Source organism: Nocardiopsis codii (genome assembly GCF_036327455.1).
GTDB lineage: Bacteria > Actinomycetota > Actinomycetes > Streptosporangiales > Streptosporangiaceae > Nocardiopsis > Nocardiopsis codii.
On sequence record NZ_JAUZMY010000053.1, the window covers coordinates 1 to 20,824 of the forward strand.

Sequence of the window (20,824 nt, forward strand, 5' to 3'; positions counted from 1 at the left end):
TGGGTAGTGTGGGGCATCGAGGGCCTTCCGGCGAGTCGGTGCAGATGTCGCAATCCACACCGATACCGGAGGCCCTCTTCGCGTGTGTCAGGGGGGGTGGGTGTTACCAACCTCCGTGGTCAGTACAACTAGGGCGTGTTCTGTGGATGCTTTCGGTTGACTCGGCGCTTGCGCCGATCGACGCGAGCGGCTTCCAGGCCATCTCTCGCAAGACGAGTAGCGCAGGTCAGCCCGGGTTCGGCTGTCCGAGCGCAGTCGGCGCGGCGAGAGGCAGCCCGGGGGACGCGAGCCCGGAATGATCCGCGGAACGCGGCCTAGGGAGGGCCGTCCCCGGGTCTGCGCTCCGCGTCGGCCCGGGTCGCGGGGGAACCGCGAGCCCCCGGAGGCCCTGGGGGCACAGGGGGAAACCCGCCGGCAGAACGTCGGCGACCCCTGCCACACTTCCGGCCATGAACGACACACACGACCCGGTGGACGCCCGGTCGGTGAGCGAACTCCTCGCCTCGACGCGGCGGGCCGGGTTCCTGTGCTTCTGGGGCCACCGACCGCCGGCAGCCGGGGGCGTCTCCGCGAGCTGCCTCTCCCAGTGGTGGGCCGCCGGATTCACCGTGGACGGAGTCGCCTACCGGACCGCCGAGCACTACATGATGGCCGGTAAGGCCCGCCTCTTCGGCGACGCCGAGGCGGAGTCCCGGATCATCGCGGCTGCCCACCCCCGCGACGCCAAGGTGATCGGCCGCGAGGTCCGCGGCTTCGACCAGGAGGCGTGGGAGGCGGCCCGGTTCGGCATCGTGGTCGACGGGAGCGTGGCCAAGTTCGGACAGAACGAGGACCTCGGGACGTACCTGCTCGGCACCGCGTCCCGCGTGCTGGTGGAGGCCAGCCCGCGCGACCGCGTGTGGGGCATCGGCCTGGGCGCCGACCACGACCACGCCGAGCAGCCCGCGCACTGGCGCGGGCTCAACCTGCTGGGATTCGCGCTCATGGAGGCCCGCTCACGGCTGGCCGCCGCGTCCGCCTAGACACGGCTCCGGGAAGGCCCGCCGACGCACCCGGCGGGACAGGACGACGTGTCCGATTTCCGCCGGATTCCCTCAGGCAGAACCGGCACTATCGAACTCATGAACGACAACCTGAGCACGCAGGGCAGGGTCGCGCTCGTCACCGGTGGCAGCCGTGGCATCGGCGCCGCGATCGTGCTGCGCCTGGCCGAGACCGGGCACGACGTGGTCCTCACCTACGAACGGGACGCGAAGGCAGCCGACGGAGTGGTCGAGGCGGTCGGGAGGACCGGGCGGCGTGCCCTGGCCGTACGCGCCGACAGCGCCGACCCGGACGCCGTCGCGTGGGCGGTGGAGCACGCGGCGGAGGCCTTCGGACGACTGGACGTGCTGGTCAACAACGCGGCGCTCTTCCCCTTCGGCCCCTACGACGTCGCCACGGTCGAACAGATCGACCGCGTCCTGGCCGTCAACGTCCGCGCACCCTTCCTGGCGGCGCGGGCGGCGCTGCGCCACATGGGCGAGGGCGGACGCGTCATCACCGTGGGAAGCAACGTGGCCGAACGGGTCCCCTTCGCGGGGCTGACCCTGTACGCCATGAGCAAGTCCGCCCTGGCCGGGATGACCCGCGGTCTGGCCCGCGATCTCGGGCCGCGCGGCATCGGCGTGGTCCAGGTCAACCCCGGCCCCGTCGACACCGACGCCAACCCCGCCGACGGCCCGGACGCCGAGGGCATCCGCTCGCTGGTGCCGCTGGGCCGCTTCGGCCGCCCCGAGGAGGTCGCCGAGACGGTCGCCCACCTGGCGGGCCCCGGCGGACGGTTCGTCACCGGCACGGTCATCAACGTGGACGGGGGCATCAGCGCCTGACCCTGCCGGGGCCCGACGGACGCGGTCAGCGGCCCGGGAACGCACCTCCGTTGACCTGGACGACCTGCCCCGTGACGTGACGCGCCCCGGGCGAGGCCAGCCAGGCGATCGCGTCCGCGACGTCCTCCGGCCGACCGGCCCGGCCGGTGAGGGTCTGGCCGACCAGCCTCTCGTGGCGCTCGGAGGTCATGGCTCCCCCGAAGAAATCGGTGTCGGCCACGTAGCCGGGCGCCACGACGTTGACCGTGATGCCCTGCGGACCGAGCTCCCCGGCGAGGGTGAACGTCCATCCGTGCAGGGCGGCCTTGACGGCCGAGTACGGGCCGCCCCCGCCCCGGAGCGCGGCGATCGAGCTGACGTTGACGATCCGGCCGCCCCCGTCGCGGAAGCCGGGCCGCAGCGCCTGAGTGAGGAGGACAGCGGTGAGCACGTTCGCCGACCAAGCGTCCTCCCAGGACGCGGCCGTCCCGGCCAGGCTCGGGTCGGTCTCCGGGCGCAGACCGCCCGCGTTGTTGACGAGTACGTCCACGCCGCTGAGGCGCTCGGCGAGGGCCGGTGCGGCCTCTCCGACGGCCTCGGGGTCGGTCAGGTCGACGGCCTCGTGGTGGGCCGCGTCGGGCCCGTGGGCGGCGCGGATCTCCTCCGCCACCGCGGCCAGGAGCTCCTCGCGCCGCCCGGTCAGGCCGACCCTGTACCCCTGTGCCGCGAGGGTGAGGGCAGTGGCCCGGCCGATGCCGGTGCCCGCGCCGGAGACGACGGCGGTGCGGGGGATGGTGGCTGTCACTGCGTCCGGCCTCTCTTGGGGGGTGGGGTGCAGGTCACACTCTGTACCGCCGGGCCCCGGGGCGCAAGGGGGTTCGGAGGACGGCCCGGCGGGCCTCAGACGGCGCCGATCCAGGAGACCGACTCGTCGACGACCTGCGTGCCGACGGTGTCCGCCAGCGGCGTGTACCCCGTGTCCTCGGCGATCATCGCGCCGTCCTCTCCCAGGGCGTAGACCCAGAAGTCGCGCAGGACGGCGCCGGCCTCGTCCTGGTAGCCGCACTCGAAGGCGAACACGTGGTTCACGCGCATGAGCGGGTAGGCGTCGTCCCCGCTGACCGAGTCGAGGGAGAAGTCCGTCCCGGCCAGGTCGATCTGCTCGGTGGCGGCCCTGGTCGTCTCCGGGGTGAGTTCGACCGCGCCCCCCTGGTCGCTGCGCAGCGCCACCGTGTCAAGGTCGTGCTCCTCGGCGTAGGCGGCGTTGACGAACCCGAGCGCGCCCGGGGTGGCCTCCACCTCGGCGTGCACCCCCTCGTCCCCCGACGCGGCGACAACGCCGGGGCCCCACTCGGTGGTGTCGCCGTGGTTGTCCGCCCCCCACGTCCCCCCGCCCCCGGCCAGGAACCGGCTGAACACGTGCGCGGTGGAGGCCTCGCTCTCGTGCCGGACGGGGACGATCTCCAGGTTCGGGACCTCGGCGTCCGCGCCCGCGTCGAGCTCGGAGTAGTCGGTCACGGCCCCGGAGTAGATGTCCTGCAGCGCGGAACGGTCCAGTGACACGTCGTCGAGGCCGTCGACCCCGTGCACCAGGGCGACGCCCCCCGCCACTGCCGGGAACTGCACGACGGGACAGCCCCTGGCCGACTCCGCCTCCGCGACCTGGCTCTCCGTGAGCGGGTTCTCCGACGCACCGAAGTCCACCTCTCCGCGCACGAACGCGTCGGCGCCGGCCCCGGACCCGGTCGCCTCGTAGGAGATCGTCGTGTCGGCCTGCCGGTCCCCCGTGTACCCGGCAGCCCACGCCTCCATCGCCGAGGACAGGAAGGTGGAGCCCGCCCCGTTCACCGTGCCGGACAGGGTGTGCGGATCCGCCGGTTCCACGAACGGAGCGGGGTCCGGGCCGGGCGGGGGCGGATCGCCGTCCCACACGGCGTTGACCAGGCCGACACCGCCGACGGCGGCCACGGCGAGCGCTCCGGCGGCGATCACCACCGGCCCTCGGCGGGACCTCCTCCGCGGCGGCGGGGAGGTCGCGGAGCCGGCGCCGTGGCCTCCGCCGTGACCGTGGCCCAGGGGCCCGGATCCACCTCTGCTCCAGCCTCCCGGAGGGGCCGTGACGGCCACGGGCGGCGGAACGACCACGAGTGACGGGGGTGTCTCAGCTCCGGTCGGAACGACGGGGGCGCCGCGCGCCGCACCGTCCCTCCAGTGGGCGCGGATCAGCCCGTCCACGATGGTGGTGTCGTCCGCTCCGGCGGCGGCCCCCGGCTCCGACGCGGCGACCCGGTGCAGCAGTTCGGTGGCCGACGGCCTGACCGCGGGGTCCTTGTCCAGGGCGCGGGCGACCGGTTCCTCCAGCTCGGGTGGGAGCCCCGCGAGGTCCGGCTCCTCGCGGAGGATGCGGTACATCAGGGTCTCGGCGCCGCCGTCCCCGAAGGGGGAGCGCCCCGTGGCCGTGTAGGCCACCATCGCGCCCCACGCGAACACGTCCGCCTCGGGTCCGCTGGTGCCCCGGTAGCGCTCGGGACTCATCCAGGCGGGCGACCCCACCAGTCCGCCGGTCCGGGTGAGGCCGGTGGCGTCGGCAGCCCGTGCGATACCGAAGTCGAGCACCTTCGGGCCGTCGGGCGCGAGGATGACGTTGGCCGGTTTGAGGTCCCGGTGCACGACGCCGGCGCCGTGGATGGCGGCGATCGCCTCGGCCATCCCCGCCGCGACCACCCTCGCCTGGTGCGGCGGGAGCGCCCCGCCCTGCCGCACCCGTGCGCCCAGGGTGGGGCCGGGCAGGTAGGCGGTGGCGTACCAGGGCTGTTCGGCGCGGGTGTCGTGTGCGAGCACCGGGGCGATGCAGCGGGCCCGCACCCGGTGCATCAGGGCGATCTCACTGGCGAAGCGGGAGCGGAACTCGGGTTCGTTGGCGTACTCGGGGCGTACGACCTTGACCGCGACCCACCGCCCGTCCGGGCCGACGGCACCGTAGACCACCCCCATGCCGCCCGCGCCGAGCCTGCCGTGCACGGCGAACGGCGGGATCGCCCGGGGGTCGGAGCTCTGCAGGGGCGTGAGGTTCGGCGGCGGAGGCGGGTGGGCCATGGGGGTCCTCGGGTCGGAAACGTTGCGCGGGGTCGCCCTGTGGGAGGGGTCTTGTCCGTTGGACGACCGCGGAGCGTGAACCGTTCGACCCTTGTCGCCACTACTTCCCTCTGGTCGCGTCGATCACACGAATCACAGGGGTTTCAGGCGTTATGTTCTGCCGTTTCCGAATCGGATCTGCCGATCACCCACGGATCACCCGGATTTCACCACCCGTCGCCCTGTTTTCGGCCCCCCTCGGCGCCCGGAGGGGTAGAGTCCCAGGACACGGACGGCACGGTGCCCCGGCACCCGCACCCGTTCCCGGAGCGCTCCGGGTCTCGGCACTCTCGCCGCCACCCTTCGGGCACGCCCTCGCGGCCGACCACTCGCGTCCCGCCGCACGCACCGGGAATCAGATCCCCCTGCCGCCAGGCGCGGCACGCGCGTTCCGGGAACGCACCGTTCTTCCTTCCAGGACGAACCAGACCCCAGGGACTTCCCATGGCCTACTACCGCATCCAGTTGAGCAACGGCTCCTCCCACACCCTCCAGGCGGTGCGCATGCGGACCGACGCACGCAGCCTCTACCTGGAGGAGCGCGCGGCGGGCGCGTGGAACGAGGTGTTCGCGAACCCCCTCACGGACGTGGAGCGCGTCCAGCGCCGCTTCACGGAGAACGACGGCACGTGGACGTGGCTGAACGAGCGCCTGCCCGCGCCCGTCGGCGGCGTCCGGGCCTGGTGACACACCCTCCCCGGAGCCCTGCCCCGCTCGGACGCGCCACGGTACCGACCGAGCCGGGCCGGGCCCTCCACCGGGGCGGCGCCCCGTAGGGCTCCGGGCCCTCCACCGGGGCGGCCCCACAACACCCCGGTCCCGTCGTCGGGGGCGGACTCCCCCTCGCGCCCTGTTCGACCCGGCCACGCCCGAACTCCCGTTGGGGTGCCACCGCGCGTACCCCGACCTGCACATGCGCCCCGGGCCCCTCCGCCGGGCCCGTTCGCACCGCCGCGTCCCGACCCGCGTCTCCCCCTAGCACCGCGCGGCACGGTGTGGCGAACCCCCGACCCCTCCCCCTCCGAGTGCCCGGTACGCCCCGGAAGGCCTGTGTAGTCTCGGTTGGGGCACAGTGAGGGGGACGGGCGATGGACGGTCAGACCGGCTCCGGCGGAATCCGTCGGACCGCGCATCCCGCGACCCCGCGCCGGTCCCGGGGCGGGCCCCCGCACGACCGGCCCCGCCGCGGCTCCCCGCTCGCCGGCTCCCTGTCCACCACCGTGCTGCTCCCCCTCCTGCCGACCGTGCTCCTCCTCGCCGTCGCCTCGGTGGCGGTCTCCTCCCACGCGCTGCTCCTCCCGGCTGCGGACGGAGCGGCCTCCCCGCTCGGCTCCGCCCTGGCGGAGCCGACTCAGGGCCTCGTGGTCCTCGCCGGTCTCCTCCTGGCCTCCGCGCTCGTCGGCCTCCCGGTCTCCGTGCACGCGGGGCTGCTCGTCGGGGGCGGCGCCCTGCTCGGCCGACGCGTCGGCGCCCGGACGGCCTGGTCGCGGGCCCTGCGCCGCGTGCCCACGACCCTCGTCCTGCTCCTCGCGCCGGCGGCGACGGCCGCCGTACTGGTCCGGGGCCTGTCCCGGATCGCCGCGGAGGGCGTGTGGTCCGCGCCCGCCGCCGCGGCGGCGGCTGCGCTCGCCGTGCTCCCCCTCCTTCTGGTCGCCCTCCTCCTCGGCGTCCTGGCCGATCTGGCTCCGGTACGTGCCCTGGCCGAGGCCTGGCGGACCGTGCGCGACCGGAGTGCCGCCCGCCTGGCAGCGCGGGTCCGCGCCGCCCTCCCCTCCCCCCGCCCCGGCGACGCCCACGGGATCCCTGCCGCGGTGCCCGCGGTGGTCTGCGTGCTGGCGCTCCTTCCGCTCGCGGCCCCCGGGCTTCTCCGGCCCGTTCCCGCCGACCCTCCTCCCGCCACCGCCGCAGCCCTCACGGCGTCCGTGGAGAGCCGGGCCACGGTGCAGATCGAGGACGAGGACGGCACCTCCCACCTGTTCGAGGTCGGTCCCGGGGGGTTGCGCGAGGCCGACTGCGGGCCCGGGTGCGTCACCGGGCCCGCCGAGCCGGACCGCGACGCGCACGTCGACGCGGACGGGTCGCACGCCCGGGTCGGCGGCCAGGTCGTGGCCGCCTACTGGCGCACGGACCCCGACCACGGTCCCTCCACGCTCTACCTGCGCGTGTGCGACGCGGACAGCGTGTGCTCCGACGACACGACGGCCGCCCCGGCCGCGTCCGACGGCGCGGCGCCGGGGGCGCTGGTCGGCTCACGCGTGGAGGTGCTCCGGAACGGGAGCGCCCGGGTGTTCGGCTGCACCGACCCCTGCGCGGTGGACGACGGACGGGAGACCGCCGACGCGGAGCGGGCGGACGGCGCCCCCGGTTCGCCGCATCCGGCCACCGCGGCGGGCCTCCCCGCGAACCGCGCCGGGGTCGTCACCGTGGAGGTCAGCGGCCCGGAAACCCTGCGCTTGGTGATGCTGTCCTGCGAGCCCTCCGGCCCCGGGACTGACTGCGGCACGGAGGTCTGAGGCCCCGACCCCGTCGGTCCGCACCACACCGGAGTCGCGCGGCGCGGAAGTCGAGCCGCTCGTAGGCGCGCAGTCGGCCGGAGGTGAGAGGGAGGAGGGTCTGGGGCGGCGGGACCCCCGAAGGGCTCGGACGGGGGCCCCGCCGGTCTGTGGGGTCAGCCCTTGACGGCGCCGGCCGTCAGCCCGCCGCGCCAGAAGCGCTGCAGGACGACGATGGCGATGATCAGCGGGATGACGGACAGCATGGAGCCGGTGACGACGTTCGTGTACATCCCGACGTCACGGCTCTGGTAGGACTGCCAGGTCACGAGGCCCAGGGTGATGGGGTAGAGCTCCTCGTCGGCCAGCATGACCAGGGGCAGGAAGTAGTTGTTCCAGATGCCGACCATCTGGAACAGGAACACCGTCACCAGAGCGGGCACCATCATGCGCAGGCCCAGGGTGAAGAAGATGCGCCCCTCCCCCGCGCCCTCCAGCCGGGCCGACTCGATGATCGAGTCGGGCACCGAGGCGTCGGCGTAGATCCGGCACAGGTAGAGGCCGAAGGGGGAGATGAGGCTGGGCAGCAGGACGGCCCAGTAGGTGTTGGCGAGCCCGAGCTGGCTGAACAGCAGGTACAGGGGCAGCGCGGTGGCCGCTGCGGGGACCAGGACCCCGCCGAGCACGAGCCCGAAGACCAGTTCGCGGCCCCGGAACCTGTACTTGGCCAGGGCGTACCCGGCCGCGGCGGCCAGCAGGGTGGCCAGCAGCGCGCCGACCACCGAGTACAGGAGGCTGTTGACCGTCCAGCGCCAGAAGATCCCGTTGTTGGTACCGAACACGTCGGCGATGTTCCCGAACAGGGCGAACTCGCCGCCGAAGGCCAGGCCGAACGAGTTGAACAGGTCCGACGTGGTCTTGGTGGACGCGACGAACACCCACACGACGGGCACCAGGAAGTACGCCGTGAAGAGGGCGAGGATCCCGGTGACGAGGATCTTGGACCGCAGCGGGGCGCCGGTGGCGGTCCCCCTGCCCGCGGTGTGGCGGCGCGCGGGCGCCGGACCGCCGGGGGAGGTCGTCTCGGTGGCGTTGCCGGTCGTGGTCATCGCTGCCGGTCCTTCCTGTTGACCAGCCAGAGGAATCCGAACGAGAGCACGAACGCGGTCAGTGCCACGATGACCGACTGCGCGGCCGCCACGTTGTAGTCGTTGTCGGTGAAGGCGGAGTTGAACGCCGCCATGTTGGGCGTGTAGGCCGTGTCGATGTTGACGGTGAAGCCCTTGATGATCAGTGGCTCGGCGAAGAGCTGGAGGGTCCCGATGACGGAGAAGATCGTCGTCAGCACCAGGGCGGGGCGGATGAGGGGGATCTGGATCCGCCAGGCGGTCTGGAAGGGGCCCGCGCCGTCGATGCGCGCCGCCTCGTACAGCTCGACGGGGATGGTCTTGAGCTGCGCGACCAGGATCAGCATGTTGTAGCCGATGAACAGCCACGTGATGATGTTCGCGATCGACCACAGGACCGTCTCGGGGCCGAGCAGGTCCAGGTCCAGGCCCGCCCACCCGGCCACGTCGATGATCGGGGACAGGCCCGGGGTGTACAGGAACCCCCAGAGGAGCGACGCCACCACACCGGGGACGCCGTAGGGCAGGAAGAACGCGGCGCGGAAGAAGCCGGGCCACTTCGCGGAGGCCGACTCCAGCAGCAGGGCCAGGACGAGTGCCAGTCCGATCATGACCGGTACCTGGACGACGCCGAACAGCAGCACGCGGCCGATCGAGTCGACGAACCCGTCCTGCCCCAGTGCGCGAGCGTAGTTGCCGAACCCCGCGAAGACCGTCTCGCGTCCGTCCTCGCCGAACAGGCCGAGCCGCCGGACCCGGAGGAAGCTCTGGTAGACGGCGTACAGGATCGGCAGGAGGAAGCAGAGGACGAACAGGCCCATGAACGGGGCGAGGAAGGCCCAGGGCACGAGCGCGCCCGACCTGGACCGCCGGCCGCGCGGCGCCCGCGCGGACGCGCCGGACCCGCCGGACGTGCCCGGGGCCCCCGGGTCGGTGCGCGTGGCCGTGGTCATGACGCGCTCCTGACGGACAGGCCCTTGGCGCGGATGTCGCTGACCGTGTTCTCCTGCGCGGACGCCAGCGCGTCCACGAAGGACGTGTCATTGGCGACGGCGGCGCGGAACGCGTCACCGATGTGGTTCTTGGTGGCGCTGAGGGTCGGCCCCCAGACCCACTCGGTGGGGATGTGCTCGGTGGTCTCGGCGACGATGCCGGTGTAGTTCTGGTCGGAGAAGAAGGGGTCGGGCCCCTGGTTGCGGACCGAGCCGTCGTTGAGCTCCTCCGAGGCGGCCCATCCGATCCCGCACTCGGTGATCATGGCGTCGACCGCGCGCTGGTCGGTACTGAGCCAGTTGGCGAACTGCACCGCCTCGTAGGGGTGCGGCGCCCCGCTGAGGACCACCGAGGACGAACCTCCCCAGGTGCCCTCCAGGCGGGGGCCGCTCCCCCACTGCGGCATCCCCGCGACCCTCCAGCGGCCGGGGTTGTCGGGGTCGTTGCCCCTGATGATGGCGTCGCCCCAGCTGCCGACGGTCCAGGTGCCGATGGTGCCCTGCTGGAGCCCCTGGAACCAGCCCGTGGACCACACGGGCCGGGTGAGGTCGAGGACGCCCTCACGGACCAGCCCCTCCCAGAACTCGGCCACCCTCACCGACGCGTCGTCCAGGAGGTTGACCGACCACTCGCCGCCCTCGGTGCTGAACCACTGGGCCCCCGCCTGCATGCACATGCCCGCGAGCCAGTCGGCGTCACCGACGGGGAAGGACTCGATGGCGGCGCCGTCCCCGGCCGAGGCCACCCGGCGGGCCGCCTCCGCGTACTCGTCCCAGGTGGCGGGGGCCTCGCCGACACCCCACTCCTCGTACTTGTCGGCGCGGTAGAAGTACATCATCGGCCCGGAGTCCACCGGGATGCCGTAGTGGCCGTCGACGTAGGCCGCCTGGAGCCACTGCCACTCGTCGTAGCGGTCGGCGTGGTCCAGGGCGCCGTACCGGCCGAGGTCCTCCAACCCGTTCTCCAGCAGGAAGGAGGGGATCTGGAAGAACTCCACCTGGGCGAGGTCGGGCTGGTTTCCCGCGACCAGCGAGTTGAACATCTTCGCGTACCCGCCGTCGAGCCCGCCGGGGATGGTGACGGCCCGGACCTGGACGTCGGGGTGTTCCGCGTTCCAGATGTCGGCGACCGCCTGGAGGGCGGGCCACCAGGTCCAGTACGTGAGCGTGATGTTCTCGTCGGGGCCCTTGGGCGGGACGAGCGGGCGTCTCTCGGCGGGGCCGACCGTGGCGGCGCATCCGCCCAGCGCCGCGACGGAGCCGACCGCCGACGCGGTCAGGCCCGCACGGAGCAGCCCGCGCCGGGACATGCGTCCCGGTCCTCTGCGGGGGAGGGGAACTCTCATGCTGTTTCCTCGGGGAAATCCTGCTGTGGGGGGATGGACTGGCGCACGTCGAGCGGGATCCGGTGCGCGATGGCGCGGCTGGAGGCGCCCACCGCGAGGTGGTAGACGCCCTCAGGCGTACGCCACGAGTGGGTGGCGGGATCCCAGACCGCGAACGCTCGCGGCGGGATGTCGAGGTGGACGGTGCTCTCCGTGCCGGGGGCGGCGTGCACGGAGGCGAACGCGGCCAGGGCCCGTACCGGGCGGGTGGTGCCCGCGCTGTCGGCGGGGGGCTCCACGTAGACCTGGACCACGTGGCGTCCAGGGCGGGGTCCGGTGTTGGCGACGGTCGCGGTGGCACGGACCGGCCCGGCGAGCAGGCCTCCGTCCTGTTCGGGGAGGTCGCCGCCGAGCGAGGCCCCGGTGATCTCCCAGTCGGTGTAGCCGAGCCCGAACCCGAAGGGCCGGTGGGGGTCCCGGCCGCCGCGGTCGTAGGCGCGGTGGCCGACGAACACGCCCTCGTCGTAGGCGAGGACCCCGTCGGTGGGGCGGGTGTCCATGATCGGCACGTCGGCGTGGTCGCGGGGCAGCGTCCAGGGCAGGCGGCCCGTGGGCTCCGACCGCCCGGTCAGGGTGTCGGCGAGGGCGTGGCCGAACTCGTGGCCGCCGAACCACGACCACAGGACCGCGGGGACCTCGTCCAGCCAGGGCAGGAGGACGGGGGCTCCGGCGTTGACGACGACCACGGTGCGCGGGTTCGCCGCGGCCACGCGCCGGACGAGTTCGTCCTGGCGGCCGGGGAGGTCGAGGGTCGGGCGGTCGTAGCCCTCGGACTCGACCTCGTCGTTGGTGCCGACCACCACGACCGCGACGTCGGCCCCGGCCGCGGCCCGGACGGCCTCCTCGATCTCCTCCTCGGTGGAGGGGACGGGCGGGAGGTGGCGCAGCTGGACGACGACCCCGCGGCCGAAGCCGCCGAAGTCGCCGACCTCCACGTCGACCTCGACGAGCACGGCTCGGGGGCCTTCTCCCCCGGCGACCTCCACGGCGACCCTGGGGCCGTCGGGGTGGCTGTGGCGCGATTCCAGGATCTCGGCGGCGGACGCGGTGCGCCCGCCCTGGGAGAGGACGACGCCGTCCACCCGCACGACGTGGCGGCCGACGACCCCGACCTCGACCTGGTGGGTCCCGGGTTCCGTGAGGGTGAGCTCGGCGGTGACGACGGCCCGGACGGCGGCGGGGTCCGGCACGTCGGCGTGGAAGGACGGGCCCTCGTCCGGCAGGGTTCCGAGCGAGGCGCCGTCCGGGTCGTGAAGGACCGTCTCCCACCGGGTGACGAGGTCGCGGGAGGCCACCGGCAGCAGGCGGCGGGGGTCGCCGCCGCGCGTCACGGTGAGCTCGACGCCGTCCGGCAGGGCCTCGCGGAGGCCCTCGGCGGGAGTGACCAGGTACGCGGAGTTGACATGGGCGCTTCCGCCTCCCTGGGTGTAGGCGTCCACGGCGTTGGGGCCGATGAGCGCCACCCGGCGCACGCCGTCGGCGGCCAGGGGGAGCAGTCCGCCCTCGTTGCGCAGCAGGACGTGGCCGCGTGAGCCGATCTCCCGGAGGACGACGCGCTCGTCCTCGCCCTGGACGGTGCGTGCGGTGTCCCGGTCGAGCTTGCCCACGCGGGCGGCGAGGCGGAGCAGGCGCACGACCTTGTCGTCAACGACCGGCTCGGGGACCTCGCCGGACCTGACCGCCTCCAGGAGGGCGTCCCCCTCGGCCCAGGGCCCTCGCGGGCCCGGCATCACCAGGTCGAGCCCGGCGTTGGCCGAGGGGCCCGCGGTGCGGGTGGCGGTCCAGTCGCTCACGACCACGCCGTCGAAGCCGAGCTCCTCCTTGAGGAGCCCGGTGAGGAGGCGGTGGTGGTCGGTCATGCTGTTGGACTCGGTGCCGTCGTCCACACCGTTGTAGGCGGCCATGACGGTCCACGCACCGGCGTCGAGGGCCGCCTCGAAGGGCGGCAGGTAGACCTCGCGGAGGGTGCGCTCGTCGATGGCCGAGCGGTAGCTGGTCCGCTCGTGCTCGGTCTCGTTGCCGATGAAGTGCTTGGGACAGGTGCCGACACCCTCCCCCTGGACCGCGCGGACGAACGCGGCGCCGAGCTCCCCGGTGAGGAAGGGGTCCTCGGAGAGGCACTCGAAGTGACGGCCTCCGGCGGGCGAGCGGTGGAGGTTGAGGACGGGGGCGAGGACGACGTCGACGTCCTTGCGGCGGGCCTCGGCCGCGAAGAAGCGGCCGGCCCGCTCCATCAGGGCGGTGTCCCAGGCGGCGGCGACGGCGGTCGGGCTGGGGGTGCTGGCGGAGTGGTCCTGCTGGGTGGCCTCGGTTCCGCGGACGCCGGCGGGCCCGTCGGAGACGGTGACGGGCAGGAGACCGGCCTCCGGGCTCCCGTGCAGGACCCACCCGGTACGCCCGGTCAGCAGGCGTACCTTGGCCTCGGTCGAGAGCCGCGCGACGCGGGTGTGAAGGTCTGGAGTCATAGGTCCCCGCTGCGCCCTTCCGGGCGGACTCCGCACCGCGGTGCGAGGGCCCCACCCAGACGTGTGATGTACGTCTCTTGGGCGGGAACTTTACTTACTTAATGTTTATTAAGCAAGGGGAGTAAGGGGAATCTCGATACCGTGGGCAACGGGCCCCGACCCCAGCCGCGGGCCCGGAGTACCCGCCGGGTACAACGAAGTGGAGAGCAGGAATGAGCGAGACGACCCCCGCACCGGACACCCGGGCACCCGCCGGTTCCGAGGCCCCGACGCCACGGAAGCGGGTGAACCGGCGGGAGCAGATCCTGCGCACCGCCGCCGACGTCTTCGCGGCCCAGGGGTTCAACAACACCTCCCTCGCCGACATCGCGGCGATGCTCGGCATCACCCCCGCCGGGGTCCTGCACCACTTCGGCTCCAAGACCGACCTGCTCACCGCCGTTCTCGAACTGCGGGACGACACCGACCCGGCGCCCGAGGGCAGCCGGATGCTCGACCACCTGGTGACCACGGCCGAGCGCAACGCGACCCGGCCGGGGACCACCCAGCTGTACGCCGTCCTGTCCGCGGAGAGCGCCACCGACCAGCACCCCGCTCAGGAGTGGTTCCGGGACCGCTACACGGTGTTGCGCCGGGAGATCGGCGACGCCGTCCTGGACCGGCTCGCCCCCGAGCACAGGGCGGCCGCGTCCACCCCCGGCCCGGACGGGCACACACCGGCCGGGGCCGCCGCCGCGGCGGTCATCGCCGTCATGGACGGCCTCCAGGTGCAGTGGCTCCTGGACCCCGACGCCGTGGACATGGCCTCCGTGACCGGGCTGGTGATAGACGCCCTCGTCGCACGGCTGTCCCAGGAGGGCTGAGCGGGGCCGAACGGCCGGGAACGCGACGAGGGGGCGTCGGGAACCAGACGGTTCCCGACGCCCCCTCGGACGTGTGGTGCGGCTTCTACTGCTCGCCGTGGACGGAGCCGGGGGTGCCGGAGCCGTCGGTGACCTGGGCCTCGCCGGTCACGCTGCTCTCCAGCCACTCGTCCCAGGACTTCTGCCAGACGCCCCAGCCGTTGTCCCACTCCTTCTCACGGTCGGTGCCCGTGGTGTCGAGGACGTCGCCCATCAGGGTGTTCTCGAAGAACCACAGGGCGTCGTCCATGCGCAGGTTGGTGCAGCCGTTCGAGGAGTTGGCCGAGCCGATGTTGCCGTTGTTGTTCATCTCGTGCACGAACTCGCCGCTGTACGAGGTCCGGACCGCGTACTGCACGTCGACCTTGTAGGAGCCGGGCGAGTCCTCGGGGATACCGACCGTCGCCGAGTCCATCGTCAGGCTCTCATAGCGCTCCATCAGCACGTGGGTGCCGCTGCTCGTGGTGTCGAAGTGGCGGCTGGCCTTGCCGTTGCTCACCTCGATGACGCGCTCCTGCTCGCCGTCCACGGTGATGACCATCTCGTGGTCGGGAACGTGCATGGTGGCGATGAGCTCGCGGCCGATCTCGAAGTCGATCCGGTAGTTCCGCACACCGTAGACGCCCTCGGACGCCTCGACCCCCGCGAGGCGGAGATCCACGCTGACCTGCTGGTACGGGTCCCAGTACTCCTCGGGGCGGAACTGCGCGGTCTTGTCGTTGACCCAGTTCCAGGCGCCCGTCACCTCCTGCTCGGAGATGACCTCCATGGAGTTCTCGACCTGGGCCTTGTTGGCCACTGGCAGGTCGAAGTTGATCACGATCGGCATGCCGACACCGACGGTGTCACCGGAGCTGGGGAAGTTGGACTCCAGTTCCAGGCGCTGGCCGGCCACCGCGTCCAGGGTGGTGAACTCCTGGACCAGTTCGGTCGCCTCGCCGGCCTCGTTCTCGGCGGTCGCGGTCACCACGATCTCCGAGCCGGGGCGCAGGTTCCAGTCGCTGACCCACTCGGTCTCGTCCTCGTTGAGGGTTCCGGTCATGGCGTAGAGGTCGGAGTCGTCCTCGCCCTCACCCTCCGCCGCGGCCTCGCTGACGACGACCTGGTCCACCGTGACGTCGGTGATGACGCCGTTGGTGGCGGTCACCGTGACGGGGGAGTTGGGAGCGACCTCCTCAGCACCCTCCTCCGGTGTGATCACCAGCTCGGCCGCGTCCGAACCGGCGTCGTCGGGGCTGTTGCCCTGCGTCTCGGCCTCACCTGACGTACAGGCCGTTGCGACGAGCGCGAGCGCTGCCAGCCCGATACCGAACCGACGCGTCACCGCCGAAGGGGTCTTGCCCGTCACGTCTGGACCTCCATGTCGTACGTCGAACGCCGTGTGCCTACTGCCACTAAGACGCACCTGCGGGAAAAAGGTTCTGAAAACCCGCACATCGGTATAGAGCGGTTACCACCGACGCGGGCGGAGCGCCGGAACCGCCGACCATACACCCAGGGGGTACGTGCCAGAAGCCCTCCAGATATGAGATTACGGGCATCTCCCAACCGATCTGTACACCGGGAGGCCCCAACGGGTAACATCTTGTTCGAACGCTCAGGTTTCTTGTCGGAAGAAACCTGATCACTTGACCAGTTTTACCGTGGAGGTCCCATGCCCTGGTTCTGGTTGGTCGGTGCCATCATCGCCGAGGTGGTCGCCACCACCTCCCTCAAACTCTCCGAGGGGTTCACCCGCCTCATCCCCTCGGTGGTCGTCGTGGTCGGCTACGTGGCCGCCTTCACGATGCTCAGCCAGTCCCTCACGCGGGGCATGAACCTCGGCGTGGCCTACGGTGTGTGGGCCGCCGCGGGCATCGCGCTGGTGGCGGCGATCGGAGCCCTCTTCCTGGGGGAGTCCCTCACCTGGGTGCAGGTGGGCGGCATCGCCCTGATCATCGGCGGAGTGATGGCGCTGGAACTGGGCGGCGCGCATTGACCAGGAGGAACACCGTGGGCGTCACCCCGGACGAGGAGACCACCGACGGCCGCAGGCTCAAGGGGCTGCAGCGGCGCCGGCTGCTCCTGGACGCCACCATGCGGCTCGTCGAACGCGAGGGCGTGGCCGCGGTCAGCCAGCGCCGCGTCGCGGCCGAGGCCGGCGTGCCGCCCAGCACCGTCACCTACTACTACGCGGCCGTCGACGACCTGCTCGTGGACGCCCTCACCCGGGTCAACGACACCTACGTGGAGGCGCTGAAGGCCCTCCCCCACGACGCGGACTCCGCGCTGCGGGGGCTGGCCGAACTGATCGCCGACGCGGGCGCGGGGGCGGGGTCCGGCCGGGCCTCCGCGGTCGCGGAGTACGAACTGTTCCTGCTCGCGGCACGGCGGCCCGCGCTGCGGCCCCAGATCGACCGGTGGAACCGCGCGGTGGACGCCTTCCTGGCGCCGCACCTTCCCGATCCGGACGACCGCCAGGCCGCCTCCGCCACCGTCGACGGCCTGTTCCTGCGTGCCTGCACCGACCCGGGGCTGAACGCGGACGGCGTCCACCGGGTCCTCACCCGGCTGCTCGTCCTCCGCTCCTCCCCAGCGCCGCGTAACGGGCCGGCGGAACGCCGATGACGGCGGTGAACTCCCTGGTCAGGTGGGACTGGTCGCTGAACCCCAGTTCGGCGGCCAGCCTGGCCCAGTCGGGCGGGGCGCCCCGCCTCGCCCGCTCCGCGGCCTCGTAGAGGCGGTACCTGCGGATCACCGTCTTGGGTCCCAGCCCGACGTGGTCGGCGAACCTGCGCTGGAGCAGCCGCACGCCGACCCCCTCGTTCGCGGCGAGGGCGGTGGCGCCGACCACCGTCGGATCCGCGGCCACCCGCTCGACGACGTCGCGGGTGTCCTCCGACGGATGGCGGCCCTCGGGCAGCCGGTCGGCCAGGGCGCGGTCCACCGCGGCCATGAGGGGACCCGGCTCCCCGGGGAACTCCTCCCCGGCGAACACCTCCGACACCGGTAGCGCGGTGTCGACGATCCCGCTCATCGGCCGGCCGAGGAACGGGCGGAACCCGGCGGGGCGGAACATCACCCCGAGGGCCCACCCCTCCCCCTCCAGCCGGCGGGGGGTGACCTCCGTGGCGGGTCCGTGCACCGTGGCGGCGCCACCGGTGAACACCACGTTGACCACGGGATGGGCGAGGACCCGCTGGGTGTACGGCTCGCGGCCGGTCAGGTCCCACGAGGCCACCCAGTAGCGGTCCACGAAGCGGGCGACGGACGCGGAGGGCGCGTACCTGTCGAGCCGGAAGCGGGTCAGCCCCGTCTCCGGATCGATGATGCCCCGCGCGTCCCGCTCGACGGGCTCTGGTCTCACACCCACCAGCGTAGGATCCCGGTCGGACAGTGCCCCGGTCGCGCAGGCCCCGGTCGGAGAGGCTCCGCCGCACCCGCCCGGCCGCCGCGGGCCTGTCGCGTTTCTTCAAGACCCGGACAGGACCTCCGGACGAGGATGGGACCAGACCTCGAACGATCCAGGAGGACCTCCGTCATGAGCGACATCTCCGCACGCTACGCCCGCCTCTCCGACGACTTCGCCGCCACGGTGGCGGCCGTACCCGACGACCGCTGGTCGGCCCCCTCCCCCTGCGAGCGGTGGACCGCCCGGGACGTGGTCCGCCACGTGGTGGACACCCAGGGGATGTTCCTCCGCCTGGTCGGCCGCGACCTGGGCGACATCCCCTCGGTGGACGAGAGCCCCGCCGCCGCCTGGGACGCCGCCCGCGCGGTGGTCCAGGCCGACCTGGACGCCCCGGAGCGCGCGAACGCCGAGTACGACGGGTACTTCGGACGGACCACGTTCGCCCGGTCCGTCGACCGGTTCCTCAGCTTCGACCTCGTCGTGCACCGCTGGGACCTGGCACGGGCCGCCGGCCTGGACGACCGCCTGGACCCCGAGGACGTGCGCTGGGCGCACGCGAACACGGCCGCGTTCGGCGACACCATGCGCGGCGAGGGCGTCTGCGGCCCCGAGCTCACCCCGCCGGAGGACGCGGACGCCCAGACGCGGTTCCTCGCCTTCGTCGGACGCAGGGCCTGGTAGCCGCGCCCCGCCCACGGGCTCCCGGGCGGGGACGGCATGGGCGGCGGGCGCCTCAGCGTCTTCTCGGCGACCCGTCCCTGGACACGCCCACCAGGAGCCGCAGGACCAGCAGCCCCGCCAGCGCCAGCAGCAGCCAGGCCGAGGCGTTGAGGACCTGGGCGCGCGTGGACATGTCCGCCCACGCCACGTGGGGGCCGTCGGTGACGTTGAACAGGCCGACCGCGGTCAACCCGGTGGTCACCGCCAGGACGGTGAGGATCATCCGGTGGACGAGCCCCGTGAGCAGGCGCCGGTCCTCGGGGTGGGCGAACGGCCGCACCAGGACGGTGAACCTGCCCTTGTGCAGCTGGTCGGTGATCCGGTCCAGCCTGCGCGGAAGGCGGCGGAGCGCGGGCAGCATCGCCAACACCTCGTCCACCGCCAGGTCGCGGAGGCTGTCCCTGGTGAACCGCTCCGACATCCGCGCCTCCGCGAAGCGCTTGGTCTCGGTGACCGTGTCGAACCCCGGGTCCAGGTACACGAGGGTGCCCTCCAGGGTGGCCAGGGCCCGGAAGACCGCCGCCAGCTCCGCCGGCAGGCCGAGCCCGAACCGGGTGACGATGAGGAGCAGCTCGGTGAACATCCTCATGCTGGCGGTCATCCCCTGGTGCAGGTGCCGCGCCATGAACTGGCCGAGGGCCCTCCGCAGGCGCTCCTCGTCCACCCCCGCCGGGTCGGTGACCACGTCGAGGAGGGTGTCGGTCAACAGGACCGCGTCGGCCCGGTCCAGGGCGACCAGCATCGTCTGGAGGGACTCTCGGGTCACCCCGTCCAGACGGCCCACCGACCCGTAGTCGAGCAGTCCCAGTTCGCCGTCGTCGAGCAGCAGGATGTTGCCGGGATGGGGGTCGGCGTGGAAGATGCCGCTGATCATCACCTGTTCGAGCAGGCACTCCAGCAGGGCCTTCGCGAGCCTGGGCCCGTCGGCGGCGGCCGGGTCGGCGCCGCCGACGGGAACTCCGTGCAGGCGTTCCATGACCAGGACCCGTCGGCTCGTGTAGGCGTCGTACACCCGGGGGATGCGCACCGGGGAGCCCTGGGCCGCCTCGGACACGGCGGCGATGTTGGCGGCCTCCACCTCGAAGTCCAGCTCCTCCCGGAGCGCGTCCGCGAACCCCTCCGCCAGGTTCGCCACCCCGATCGCGGGCCCCCAGTCGGTGCTCGTCTCGAAGCGCGACGCCAGCCGCCGGATGATGTCCAGGTCCCGGCGCACGACCGGGCCGATCCCGGGACGCTGCACCTTGACCACCACCTCCTCGCCGCTGCGCAGCCGGGCCGTGTGCGCCTGGGCGACGGAGGCGGCGGCGAGGGGGCGTTCGGAGAAGTCGTCGAACACCTCCTCCAGGGGGCGGCCCAGTTCACGCTCCACGCTCGCCCGCACCTCGTCCGCGGGGACCGGGGCCACCGCGCTGTGCAACCGCCCCAGCTCCTCCACGAACACCGGCGGGAGCAGGTCGCGCCGGGTGGCCAACACCTGGCCGAGCTTGATGAACACCACCCCCGCCTCCTCCAGGGAGTGGGCCAGGGAACGGGCCAGGCGGCGCCGACCGGACGCGCCCTCTCCCGTCTCCCTCCGGCCGTCCGCGTAGCCCCCCAGCCCCTGTCGGGCGACGATCCACATGATCTGCCGGTAACGGCGCATACGCCCGTACCAGTCGACCACCGCGCGGGCGGCCTGGAGCGGCCTCAGCCGGGTGCCCCGGGGGAGGGCGAGTTCCAGGGCGACGAAGGCCAGCAGGGACGCGGCGGCGGAGACGCCCGTCATGACGACGACGAACGCGGGCCCGGGCGCGCGATCGAGCCCGGCGAGCGCCTCGAAGGACCCGTAGTAGAGGACGACGGAGGCGATGGAGCCCAGGAACAACCCGACGATGCCGCCCAGCGCCAACCGGGGGGCGCTGAACGGCACGCCCATCATGCGGCTGGCGAGCGTGCCGAGTCCGAGGAGCAGGACGACGAACACGGCCAGCGACAGGAGTTGGGAGATTCCCTCACCCAGGTACGTCACGATCTGGACACTCACTTTCCGTGGTCCCCGCGCGTGCGGGGAGGCGCCGGGTGCGCCGGAGGTTCACTCGGCCGATCCCGGTCCTCGCGCGCGTGGGGGTGCCGACCGGGAGGAGGGCTCCGGAGGCGGGCGGGTCCCGTGCACACGGAGAACCGCACGCGGGGACAGGCAGGAGCGGTCGGGCTCGGCGGTCACGCGTACGCGGACAGGCACCGCCGGGGAGGGCGACACGGTCGCGCGGGGGGTGGGGTGGCGCCGTGGTTCCAGACTGCCACCGCGAGGGCCGCCCCGACAGAGCGAACCCCCGCCTGTGGACGACCAGAGGGCCACGGGTTCACCCCGTGGCCCTCGTCTCCG

General features: G+C 73.0%; 17 protein-coding genes. 8 read left to right on the forward strand and 9 right to left on the reverse strand.

Translation table 11 applies throughout. The annotated features are described in order from the left end of the window. Positions 1-449: 449 nt before the first annotated feature. Together Q8791_RS30315 and Q8791_RS30320 are read left to right on the forward strand one after the other, a co-directional pair. Positions 450-1,022, forward strand: coding sequence for an NADAR family protein (locus Q8791_RS30315; protein WP_330095279.1), 573 nt, complete (start codon positions 450-452; stop codon positions 1,020-1,022). 99 nt (positions 1,023-1,121) lie between these two features. Then, complete coding sequence (locus Q8791_RS30320; RefSeq protein WP_330095280.1) at positions 1,122-1,871, forward strand: 3-oxoacyl-ACP reductase family protein; 750 nt, start codon at positions 1,122-1,124, stop codon at positions 1,869-1,871. A gap of 25 nt (positions 1,872-1,896) precedes the next feature. On the opposite strand, the gene Q8791_RS30325 is transcribed toward Q8791_RS30320, so the two are convergent. Then, positions 1,897-2,655: an SDR family NAD(P)-dependent oxidoreductase gene (locus tag Q8791_RS30325; RefSeq protein ID WP_330095281.1), complete on the reverse strand. Its 759-nt coding sequence runs from the start codon at positions 2,653-2,655 to the stop codon at positions 1,897-1,899. Between the two features lie 95 nt (positions 2,656-2,750). Then, positions 2,751-4,946: a serine/threonine-protein kinase gene (locus tag Q8791_RS30330; RefSeq protein ID WP_330095282.1), complete on the reverse strand. Its 2,196-nt coding sequence runs from the start codon at positions 4,944-4,946 to the stop codon at positions 2,751-2,753. Between the two features lie 483 nt (positions 4,947-5,429). Between Q8791_RS30330 and Q8791_RS30335 the strand changes: the two genes are divergently transcribed. Both Q8791_RS30335 and Q8791_RS30340 read left to right on the forward strand, forming a co-directional pair. Next, positions 5,430-5,672 carry a hypothetical protein gene (locus Q8791_RS30335; RefSeq protein WP_330095283.1) on the forward strand — a complete coding sequence of 81 codons (243 nt, stop codon included), beginning with the start codon at positions 5,430-5,432 and terminating at the stop codon, positions 5,670-5,672. A gap of 401 nt (positions 5,673-6,073) precedes the next feature. Next, positions 6,074-7,498 (forward strand): hypothetical protein, encoded by a 1,425-nt coding sequence (locus Q8791_RS30340; protein WP_330095284.1) that lies wholly within the window; start codon positions 6,074-6,076, stop codon positions 7,496-7,498. Positions 7,499-7,653: 155 nt separating this feature from the next. Here the strand turns inward: Q8791_RS30340 and Q8791_RS30345 are convergent, their stop codons facing one another. From Q8791_RS30345 to Q8791_RS30360, 4 genes are read right to left on the reverse strand one after another with little or no spacing between them, the layout of a single operon-like run. After that, positions 7,654-8,586 (reverse strand): carbohydrate ABC transporter permease, encoded by a 933-nt coding sequence (locus Q8791_RS30345; RefSeq protein ID WP_330095285.1) that lies wholly within the window; start codon positions 8,584-8,586, stop codon positions 7,654-7,656. After that, the gene (locus Q8791_RS30350) at positions 8,583-9,557 is read right to left on the reverse strand and encodes a carbohydrate ABC transporter permease (RefSeq protein ID WP_330095286.1); all 975 of its coding nucleotides are present in this window, start codon (positions 9,555-9,557) and stop codon (positions 8,583-8,585) included. Before Q8791_RS30350 ends, Q8791_RS30345 begins: the two co-directional genes overlap by 4 nt. After that, positions 9,554-10,942, reverse strand: a complete 1,389-nt coding sequence (locus Q8791_RS30355) for an ABC transporter substrate-binding protein (protein WP_330095287.1) — start codon at positions 10,940-10,942, stop codon at positions 9,554-9,556. Before Q8791_RS30355 ends, Q8791_RS30350 begins: the two co-directional genes overlap by 4 nt. Then, positions 10,939-13,446 carry a beta-glucosidase family protein gene (locus tag Q8791_RS30360; protein WP_330095288.1) on the reverse strand — a complete coding sequence of 836 codons (2,508 nt, stop codon included), beginning with the start codon at positions 13,444-13,446 and terminating at the stop codon, positions 10,939-10,941. The genes Q8791_RS30355 and Q8791_RS30360 overlap by 4 nt, the downstream gene beginning before the upstream one ends. 212 nt (positions 13,447-13,658) lie before the next feature. Between Q8791_RS30360 and Q8791_RS30365 the strand changes: the two genes are divergently transcribed. After that, a complete protein-coding gene (locus tag Q8791_RS30365) occupies positions 13,659-14,309 on the forward strand; it encodes a TetR/AcrR family transcriptional regulator (protein WP_330095289.1) in 651 nt (216 codons plus the stop codon). Between the two features lie 85 nt (positions 14,310-14,394). On the opposite strand, the gene Q8791_RS30370 is transcribed toward Q8791_RS30365, so the two are convergent. Continuing rightward, a complete protein-coding gene (locus tag Q8791_RS30370; RefSeq protein ID WP_330095290.1) occupies positions 14,395-15,696 on the reverse strand; it encodes a L,D-transpeptidase in 1,302 nt (433 codons plus the stop codon). Positions 15,697-16,002: 306 nt separating this feature from the next. On the opposite strand from Q8791_RS30370, the gene Q8791_RS30375 reads away from it, so the two are divergent. Together Q8791_RS30375 and Q8791_RS30380 are read left to right on the forward strand one after the other, a co-directional pair. After that, on the forward strand, positions 16,003-16,326 hold the full coding sequence (locus Q8791_RS30375; protein WP_330095291.1) for a DMT family transporter: 324 nt from the start codon (positions 16,003-16,005) through the stop codon (positions 16,324-16,326). A gap of 14 nt (positions 16,327-16,340) precedes the next feature. Further along, the gene (locus tag Q8791_RS30380; protein ID WP_330095292.1) at positions 16,341-16,955 is read left to right on the forward strand and encodes a TetR/AcrR family transcriptional regulator; all 615 of its coding nucleotides are present in this window, start codon (positions 16,341-16,343) and stop codon (positions 16,953-16,955) included. Here the strand turns inward: Q8791_RS30380 and Q8791_RS30385 are convergent. Next, a complete protein-coding gene (locus tag Q8791_RS30385; RefSeq protein WP_330095293.1) occupies positions 16,891-17,694 on the reverse strand; it encodes a helix-turn-helix transcriptional regulator in 804 nt (267 codons plus the stop codon). The genes Q8791_RS30380 and Q8791_RS30385 overlap by 65 nt on opposite strands. A gap of 174 nt (positions 17,695-17,868) precedes the next feature. Between Q8791_RS30385 and Q8791_RS30390 the strand changes: the two genes are divergently transcribed. Then, positions 17,869-18,420 (forward strand): TIGR03086 family metal-binding protein, encoded by a 552-nt coding sequence (locus tag Q8791_RS30390; protein WP_330095294.1) that lies wholly within the window; start codon positions 17,869-17,871, stop codon positions 18,418-18,420. A 52-nt stretch (positions 18,421-18,472) separates the two neighbouring features. On the opposite strand, the gene Q8791_RS30395 is transcribed toward Q8791_RS30390, so the two are convergent. Continuing rightward, on the reverse strand, positions 18,473-20,482 hold the full coding sequence (locus Q8791_RS30395) for an ABC1 kinase family protein (RefSeq protein ID WP_330095295.1): 2,010 nt from the start codon (positions 20,480-20,482) through the stop codon (positions 18,473-18,475). Between the last annotated feature and the right edge of the window lie 342 nt (positions 20,483-20,824).

Excerpts from the sequence above, each read along its gene's own strand:
- Q8791_RS30315 (WP_330095279.1), top strand. The coding sequence starts at position 450 with ATGAACGACACACACGACCCGGTGGACGCCCGGTCGGTGAGCGAACTC.
- Q8791_RS30320 (WP_330095280.1), top strand. The coding sequence starts at position 1,122 with ATGAACGACAACCTGAGCACGCAGGGCAGGGTCGCGCTCGTCACCGGT.
- Q8791_RS30330 (WP_330095282.1), bottom strand. The coding sequence starts at position 4,946 with ATGGCCCACCCGCCTCCGCCGCCGAACCTCACGCCCCTGCAGAGCTCC.
- Q8791_RS30335 (WP_330095283.1), top strand. The coding sequence starts at position 5,430 with ATGGCCTACTACCGCATCCAGTTGAGCAACGGCTCCTCCCACACCCTC.
- Q8791_RS30340 (WP_330095284.1), top strand. The coding sequence starts at position 6,074 with ATGGACGGTCAGACCGGCTCCGGCGGAATCCGTCGGACCGCGCATCCC.
- Q8791_RS30345 (WP_330095285.1), bottom strand. The coding sequence starts at position 8,586 with ATGACCACGACCGGCAACGCCACCGAGACGACCTCCCCCGGCGGTCCG.
- Q8791_RS30350 (WP_330095286.1), bottom strand. The coding sequence starts at position 9,557 with ATGACCACGGCCACGCGCACCGACCCGGGGGCCCCGGGCACGTCCGGC.
- Q8791_RS30355 (WP_330095287.1), bottom strand. The coding sequence starts at position 10,942 with ATGAGAGTTCCCCTCCCCCGCAGAGGACCGGGACGCATGTCCCGGCGC.
- Q8791_RS30360 (WP_330095288.1), bottom strand. The coding sequence starts at position 13,446 with ATGACTCCAGACCTTCACACCCGCGTCGCGCGGCTCTCGACCGAGGCC.
- Q8791_RS30365 (WP_330095289.1), top strand. The coding sequence starts at position 13,659 with ATGAGCGAGACGACCCCCGCACCGGACACCCGGGCACCCGCCGGTTCC.
- Q8791_RS30375 (WP_330095291.1), top strand. The coding sequence starts at position 16,003 with ATGCCCTGGTTCTGGTTGGTCGGTGCCATCATCGCCGAGGTGGTCGCC.
- Q8791_RS30390 (WP_330095294.1), top strand. The coding sequence starts at position 17,869 with ATGAGCGACATCTCCGCACGCTACGCCCGCCTCTCCGACGACTTCGCC.